Here is a 6,188-nt window from a genome sequence, read left to right on the forward strand (position 1 = left end):
CGCCTGGACGTGTGCATGGGCGAACTGGAGCCGCCGCGCGGCGACTTGATCCGCACCGCGTTCTTCGAAGGCATCACCTACGAGGAACTGGCCCAGCGCAGCGGCACGCCGTTGGGCACGGTCAAGAGCTGGATCCGCCGTGGCCTGGCCAAACTGAAAGCGTGCCTGGAACGATGAACGCCTCCGTGCCCGATCCACAGGAAACCCCGCCGCCGCGCGACGTGCTGGCCGGCGAGTACGTGCTCGGCGTGCTCGACGCGCAGGAACGCCGCGCCGCCGAAGCACGCATCGACAGCGACCGCGAATTCGCCGCGGCCGTGCTGCAATGGCAGCAACATCTGATGCCGCTGGCCGACGAGATCGCCCCGGTAGCGGTGCCCGAGCGCGTGTGGGTGCGCATCCGCGCCTCGCTGGGCCTGGATGCGCCGGCGCCGCGCCCGCGCCCCGCCGCACCCGGGTTCTGGGACAGCGTGCGGACCTGGCGCTGGCTCAGCGCCGGCGGCTTCGCCACCGCCACGGCCTGCCTGCTGGCGCTGCTGCTGGCACGTGCGCCGGTGCCGCCGCCGGCCGTGCAGCCCCCGCCGGTCGCCACTACCACCACGCCCAAGCCCAGCGGCATCGCGATGACCTCCACGCTGATGCAGGACGACGGCAAGCCCGGCTACGTGGCGCTGATGGACGCCGACAAGCGCAGCATCACCCTCACCCCGCTGGCCGGCTCCCACGACAGTGCGCGCGTGCCCGAACTGTGGCTGATCCCGGCCGACGGCAAGGCGCGCTCGATGGGTGTGTTCGACGAGGCCAAGGCGCGCGTGGCGCGCATCCCCGATGCGCTGATGCCCATGCTCAGCGACGGCGCGGTGCTGGCGGTCACCATGGAACCGCCCGGCGGCGCGCCCGGCGGCGTGGCCACCGGTCCGGTCGTGGCCAAGGGCGGCATCAGCACGCTGCAGCTGGCGCCGTAGACACCCCTTCTCCCATCGGGACCATGGATGCCCTTCTCCCGTCGGGAGAAGGTGCCCCGAAGGGGCGGATGAGGGTCCGGGCGAAGCCTCGTACAGCGTCCGCTAGCGCAAGTTGGATGCGCGAGGGCTTCGCTCCGTCCCCTCACCCCAACCCCTCTCCCGCCGGGAGAGGGGCAATAACGCCTCAGCACGCCGCAGCTGGCGCCGTAGACAACCCTTCTCCCACCGGGACCATGGATCCCCTTCTCCCGTCGGGAGAAGGTGCCCCGAAGGGGCGGATGAGGGTCCGGGCGAAGCCTCGTGGACCTGATTCCGCGAGGCGCTTCGCGCCGTACCCTCACCCCAACCCCTCTCCCGATGGGAGAGGGGCAGTGCACCACGTACCTTGCACGCGCCGCGGAGAGATCGGGCCGCGGTCAGGCTATGCCGCGCTCGTCTACAAGAACCCGGCGCGCATTCACCCGCCCACCACTCGTGCGCAGGCAACATCCCCGCCGCCATCGCGCATCCGCACGACAGCCAGATCTTCCGATTCGTGCGACGCCTGCGCTGCGCCGTCGTGGCCGCCATGCCGCGTTCGCAGCCGTGCAGGGGAAATGCGACGCGGTGCATCCGTCTTCCGGTTTCGCCCGTATCGCTCCAAAGTCCCCCAATGAGACGCGCTTGTGCCGAGTCCCGTTCCGGAACCCAGCCCTTCCACAACGCCACCTGCCCCGCGTGGCCGCATCCTGCGCACCTTGCGGCGCTGGTTCGACACCAGTGCCGAGATCGAGCTGGATCCGGCGCGGGCAGACCGCATCGACTGGCTGCGTGCCGCGCCCTACATCGGCCTGCACCTCGCGTGCCTGGGCGTGTTCTGGGTCGGCGTGTCGTGGTTCGCCGTCGGCATGGCCGTGGCGATGTACGCGGTGCGCATGTTCGCGCTCACCGGCTTCTACCACCGCTATTTCGCGCACCGCGCGTTCAAGACCTCGCGCCCGGTGCAGTTCCTGTTCGCCGCGATCGGCGCCACCTGCGTGCAGCGCGGACCGCTGTGGTGGGCCGCCCACCACCGCAACCATCATCGCCATACCGATACCCCGGCCGATCCGCATTCGCCGCGCCAACACGGCTTCTGGTGGAGCCATAGCGGCTGGTTCCTGACCCCGCGCGGCTTCCGCACCGACTGGGAGGCGATCCCGGACCTGCGCCGCTTCCCCGAACTGCGCTTCCTCGACCGCTTCGACCTGCTGCTGCCGGTGCTGCTGGCGCTGGCGCTGTTCCTGCTCGGCGGGTGGCTGCAGCGGCACGTGCCGCAGCTCGGCACCGATGGCCCGCAGTTGCTGGTGTGGGGCTTCTTCGTCTCCACCGTGGCGCTGTTCCATGCCACCTTCACCATCAACTCGCTGGCACACCGCTTCGGCAGCCGCCGCTTCGACACCCGCGACGACAGCCGCAACAACCTGTGGCTGGCGCTGCTGACCTTCGGCGAAGGCTGGCACAACAACCACCATTTCTTCCCCGGCGCCGCGCGCCAGGGCTTCCGCTGGTGGGAGCTGGACCTGACCTGGTACGGCCTGAAGGCGCTGTCGTGGACGCGCGTGATCCGCGAGCTCAAGCCGGTGCCGGTCGGGCTGGTGCGCGCACAGGCGCGTGCCCGATGAGCCGGATCGCGGTGGTGGGCTCGGGGATCGCCGGCCTTGGCGCGGCGTGGCTGCTGTCGCAGCGCCACGAGGTGACGCTGTACGAGGCGGCCGACTATCTCGGCGGCCACACCCATACCCACGCGATCGAACTGGACGGCGCGGAATACACGGTGGACAGCGGCTTCATCGTGTTCAATCCGGAGCACTACCCGCTGCTGAGCGCGTTGTTCGCGCGGCTGGGAGTCGAGTCGCAGCCGACCACGATGAGCTTCTCGGTGCACGAGGAACGCACCGGACTGGAGTACAACGCCGGCACGCTCGACGGGCTGTTCTGCCAGCGCCGCAACCTGCTGTCGCCGCGCTTCTGGCGCATGCTGCGCGATCTGCGGCGGTTCTACCGTGAGGCGCCGCAGGTGCTGCACGACGCCACGCTGGCGCAGCTCACCCTCGGCGACTTCCTGCAGCGCCACCGCTACTCCGAGGTATTCCGCGACGCGCACCTGGTGCCGATGGCCTCGGCGCTGTGGTCCTCGCCGTCGCGGCAGATCCTCGATTTCCCGATGCGCCAGCTGATCGGCTTCATGGCCAATCACCACATGCTGCAGGTCAGCGGCCGCCCGCAGTGGCGGGTGGTGCGCGGCGGCTCCAACAGCTACGTGCGTGCGCTGCGCAGCCGCTGGCGCGTGCGCGAGCGGCTGGGCACGCCGGTGCGCGCGCTGCAGCGCACGGCCCACGGCAGCGTCGCGATCGCCTGCGATGCCGACACCCAGCAATACGACCACGCGGTGTTGGCCTGCCACGCCGACGACGCGCTGCGCCTGCTGACCGACCCCAGCGACGCGGAAACCGCGATCCTCGGCGCGATCGGCTACCAGGACAACGAGACCGTGCTGCACACCGATGCGCGCGTGCTGCCGCGCGACCGCCGCGCCTGGGCCGCCTGGAACGCGCATGTACCGGCGGATCCGGACGCGCCGTGCACGGTCAGCTACTGGATGAACGCGCTGCAGTCGCTGCAGGCGCCGCAGCCGTTCATCGTCAGCCTCAACCGCACGGATGCGATCGATCCGGCCAAGGTGCTGCGACGCATGCGCTACCGGCATCCGCTGCAGACCCAGGCGTCGGTGGCGGCGCAGGCGCGCAAGGGCGAGATCCAGGGCCAGCGCAATACCTGGTTCGCCGGCGCTGGCTGGGGCTTCGGCTTCCACGAGGACGGCCTGCGCAGCGCGGTCGACGTCGCCGCTGCGCTGGGGGTACCCTGGTCATGACGCTGATGCGCCGTGCTGCCGTGCCCGCCCCGCCGACTGGCGCCGTCTCGACAACGTCGGCGGCGGCGGGCACGACCCTGCATGGCCTGCACAGCGCGGTATACACCGGCTGGGTGCGGCATCGCCGTTACGCGCCGAAAGCGCTGGCGTTCCGCTACCCGCTGTTCCTGCTGTACCTGGACCTGGACGAGCTGGAGCAGGTATTCGCGCGGCGCTGGCTATGGTCGGTGAACCGGCGCAACCTGGCCGAGTTCCGCCGCAGCGACTACCTGGGCGACCCCGCGCAACCGCTGGACGAAGCGGTACGCGACCGCGTGCAGCAGCACACCGGCGAGCGTCCGCTGGGCCCGGTGCGCATGCTCACCCACCTGCGCTACTTCGGCCACTGCTTCAATCCGGTCACGTTCTACTACTGCCACGACGCGCAGCAGCGCCTGCACAGCATCGTCGCCGAGATCACCAACACGCCGTGGCGGCAGCGCCACGCCTACGTGCTGCCGATGGCCGAGGCGCGCAGCCACGGCGCCACGCACGCCTGGCGCTTCGCCAAGCGCTTCCACGTCTCGCCGTTCATGGCGATGGCGCACACCTATGCCTGGCGCTTCAGCGAACCCGGCGCGCAACTGCGCGTGCACATGGACGTGCTCGATCCCACGCCGGCGGCGACGCGGCGACGCTTCGACGCCACCCTGGTGCTCGAACGCCGCGCGCTCGACGGCGCCAGCCTGGCGCAGGCACTGCTGCGCTATCCGGCGATGACCCTGCAGGTCATGGCCAAGATCCATTGGCAGGCGCTGCGGCTGTGGCTGCGCGGCAACCCGGTGCACGACCACCCCGACCACTCCCTTCCGCGAGAACGCCGATGAACGCTCCGCACGCGCCCTCTTCCGCCGCCGCGCTGGCCCCTGCCGCACCGCCGCTGCGCGGGCTCGACCGCCTGCTGCGGCAACGCCTGCTCGCCACGCTGGATGGCCTGCGCGAGGGCCAGTTGCGCATCGAGGAAGCCGGCACGCTGACCACGCTGGGCGATTCCACCGCGGGCGCCGACACGCTGCAGGCGCATCTGCGCATCCATGACCCGCGCTTCTACCGCCAGGCCGCGCTCAACGGCAGCGTCGGTGTCGGCGAGGCGTACATGGACGGGCTGTGGGATTGCGACGACCTGGTCGCATTGGTGCGCCTGCTGGTGCGCAATCGCGACCACCTGGACGCGATGGAGACCGGCCTGGCCCGGCTCGGCGGCCTGGCGATGCGCGGCCTGCACGCGTTCGCGCGCAATACCCGCGCCGGCAGCCGCCGCAACATCGCCGCGCACTACGACCTGGGCAATCCGTTGTTCGAGCTGTTCCTGGATCGCAACCTGATGTACTCCTCGGCGATCTTCCGCGACGCCGACGCCGCCTTGGGCGAGGCCGCACTGGAACGCGCCGCCGAACGCAAGCTGCAGCGCATCTGCGCCAAGCTCGACCTGCAGCCGCACCACCACCTGGTCGAGATCGGCACCGGCTGGGGCGGCTTCGCGCTGCATGCGGCCAAGCACCACGGCTGCCGCGTCACCACCACCACCATCTCGCGCGAGCAGTACGAACTGGCCCGGCAGCGCATCGCGGCCGCCGGGCTGTCGGACCGGGTCGAGGTGCTGCTGCGCGACTACCGCGATCTCGACGGCCGCTACGATCGCCTGGTCTCGATCGAGATGATCGAGGCGATCGGTCATCAATACCTGGACACCTACTTCGGCAAGGTCGGCAGCCTGCTCAAGGACGACGGCCAGGCGCTGATCCAGGCCATCACCATCGAGGATCACCGCTACACACAGGCGCTGAAGTCGGTGGACTTCATCAAGCGCCACATCTTCCCGGGCAGTTTCATTCCCTCGGTGGCGGCGATGACCGGGGCGATCGGCCGCGCCAGCGACCTGCGCCTGTTCAACCTGGAAGACATCGGCCCCAGCTACGCGCTGACCCTGCGCGCCTGGCGCGAACGCTTCATGGCCAGGCTGCCGCAGGTGCGCGCGCTCGGCTACGACGAACGCTTCATCCGCATGTGGGAGTTCTATCTGGCCTACTGCGAAGGCGGTTTCCTGGAGCGCTCGATCGGCGACGTGCACCTGTGGCTGAGCAAGCCGCGCGCACGGCCGGCGCAGTTCGCGCCGGCGCTGGCGTGCGATGCATGAGCAACCTGATCAACTACCTCGCCCTGCAGGGGCTGTGGCTGGCCGCCGTCGTCGGCGCCGCGCACGGCTTGGCCTGGGCCGGCCCGGCGGCGCTGGCGCTGTTCGCGCTGTACCAGTTGCAGGCGCGGCGCCGCGCGCATGGCGACGCCGCGAT

Annotated in this window: 7 protein-coding genes; all 7 read left to right on the forward strand. The window is 70.5% G+C overall.

Annotated elements, in window-relative coordinates:
* The coding region (locus D180_RS10265) for a sigma factor-like helix-turn-helix DNA-binding protein (protein ID WP_043090758.1) at positions 1-177 on the forward strand (177 nt) is incomplete at its 5' end.
* A complete protein-coding gene (locus tag D180_RS10270) occupies positions 174-965 on the forward strand; it encodes an anti-sigma factor (RefSeq protein ID WP_017912725.1) in 792 nt (263 codons plus the stop codon). The genes D180_RS10265 and D180_RS10270, both read left to right, overlap by 4 nt.
* A 665-nt stretch (positions 966-1,630) precedes the next feature.
* A complete protein-coding gene (locus D180_RS10275) occupies positions 1,631-2,608 on the forward strand; it encodes an acyl-CoA desaturase (RefSeq protein WP_198526538.1) in 978 nt (325 codons plus the stop codon).
* Entirely contained in the window at positions 2,605-3,858 is a 1,254-nt protein-coding gene (locus D180_RS10280) for an FAD-dependent oxidoreductase (RefSeq protein ID WP_017912727.1), read from the forward strand. Before D180_RS10275 ends, D180_RS10280 begins: the two co-directional genes overlap by 4 nt.
* Complete coding sequence (locus tag D180_RS10285) at positions 3,855-4,724, forward strand: DUF1365 domain-containing protein (protein ID WP_017909120.1); 870 nt, start codon at positions 3,855-3,857, stop codon at positions 4,722-4,724. Before D180_RS10280 ends, D180_RS10285 begins: the two co-directional genes overlap by 4 nt.
* Positions 4,721-6,034, forward strand: coding sequence for a cyclopropane-fatty-acyl-phospholipid synthase family protein (locus tag D180_RS10290; protein WP_017912728.1), 1,314 nt, complete (start codon positions 4,721-4,723; stop codon positions 6,032-6,034). Before D180_RS10285 ends, D180_RS10290 begins: the two co-directional genes overlap by 4 nt.
* Positions 6,031-6,188 (forward strand): DUF2878 family protein (locus D180_RS23000; RefSeq protein WP_043083637.1); only part of this gene is annotated, 158 nt, incomplete at its 3' end. The genes D180_RS10290 and D180_RS23000, both read left to right, overlap by 4 nt.

It is taken from the genome of Xanthomonas sp. SHU 166 (assembly GCF_000364685.1).
Taxonomy (GTDB): Bacteria; Pseudomonadota; Gammaproteobacteria; order Xanthomonadales; family Xanthomonadaceae; genus Xanthomonas_A; species Xanthomonas_A sontii.

Bases quoted from the DNA above. Each gene is read 5' to 3' on its own strand.
- D180_RS10285 (WP_017909120.1), top strand. From the start codon at position 3,855: ATGACGCTGATGCGCCGTGCTGCCGTGCCCGCCCCGCCGACTGGCGCC.
- D180_RS10270 (WP_017912725.1), top strand. From the start codon at position 174: ATGAACGCCTCCGTGCCCGATCCACAGGAAACCCCGCCGCCGCGCGAC.
- D180_RS10280 (WP_017912727.1), top strand. From the start codon at position 2,605: ATGAGCCGGATCGCGGTGGTGGGCTCGGGGATCGCCGGCCTTGGCGCG.
- D180_RS10290 (WP_017912728.1), top strand. From the start codon at position 4,721: ATGAACGCTCCGCACGCGCCCTCTTCCGCCGCCGCGCTGGCCCCTGCC.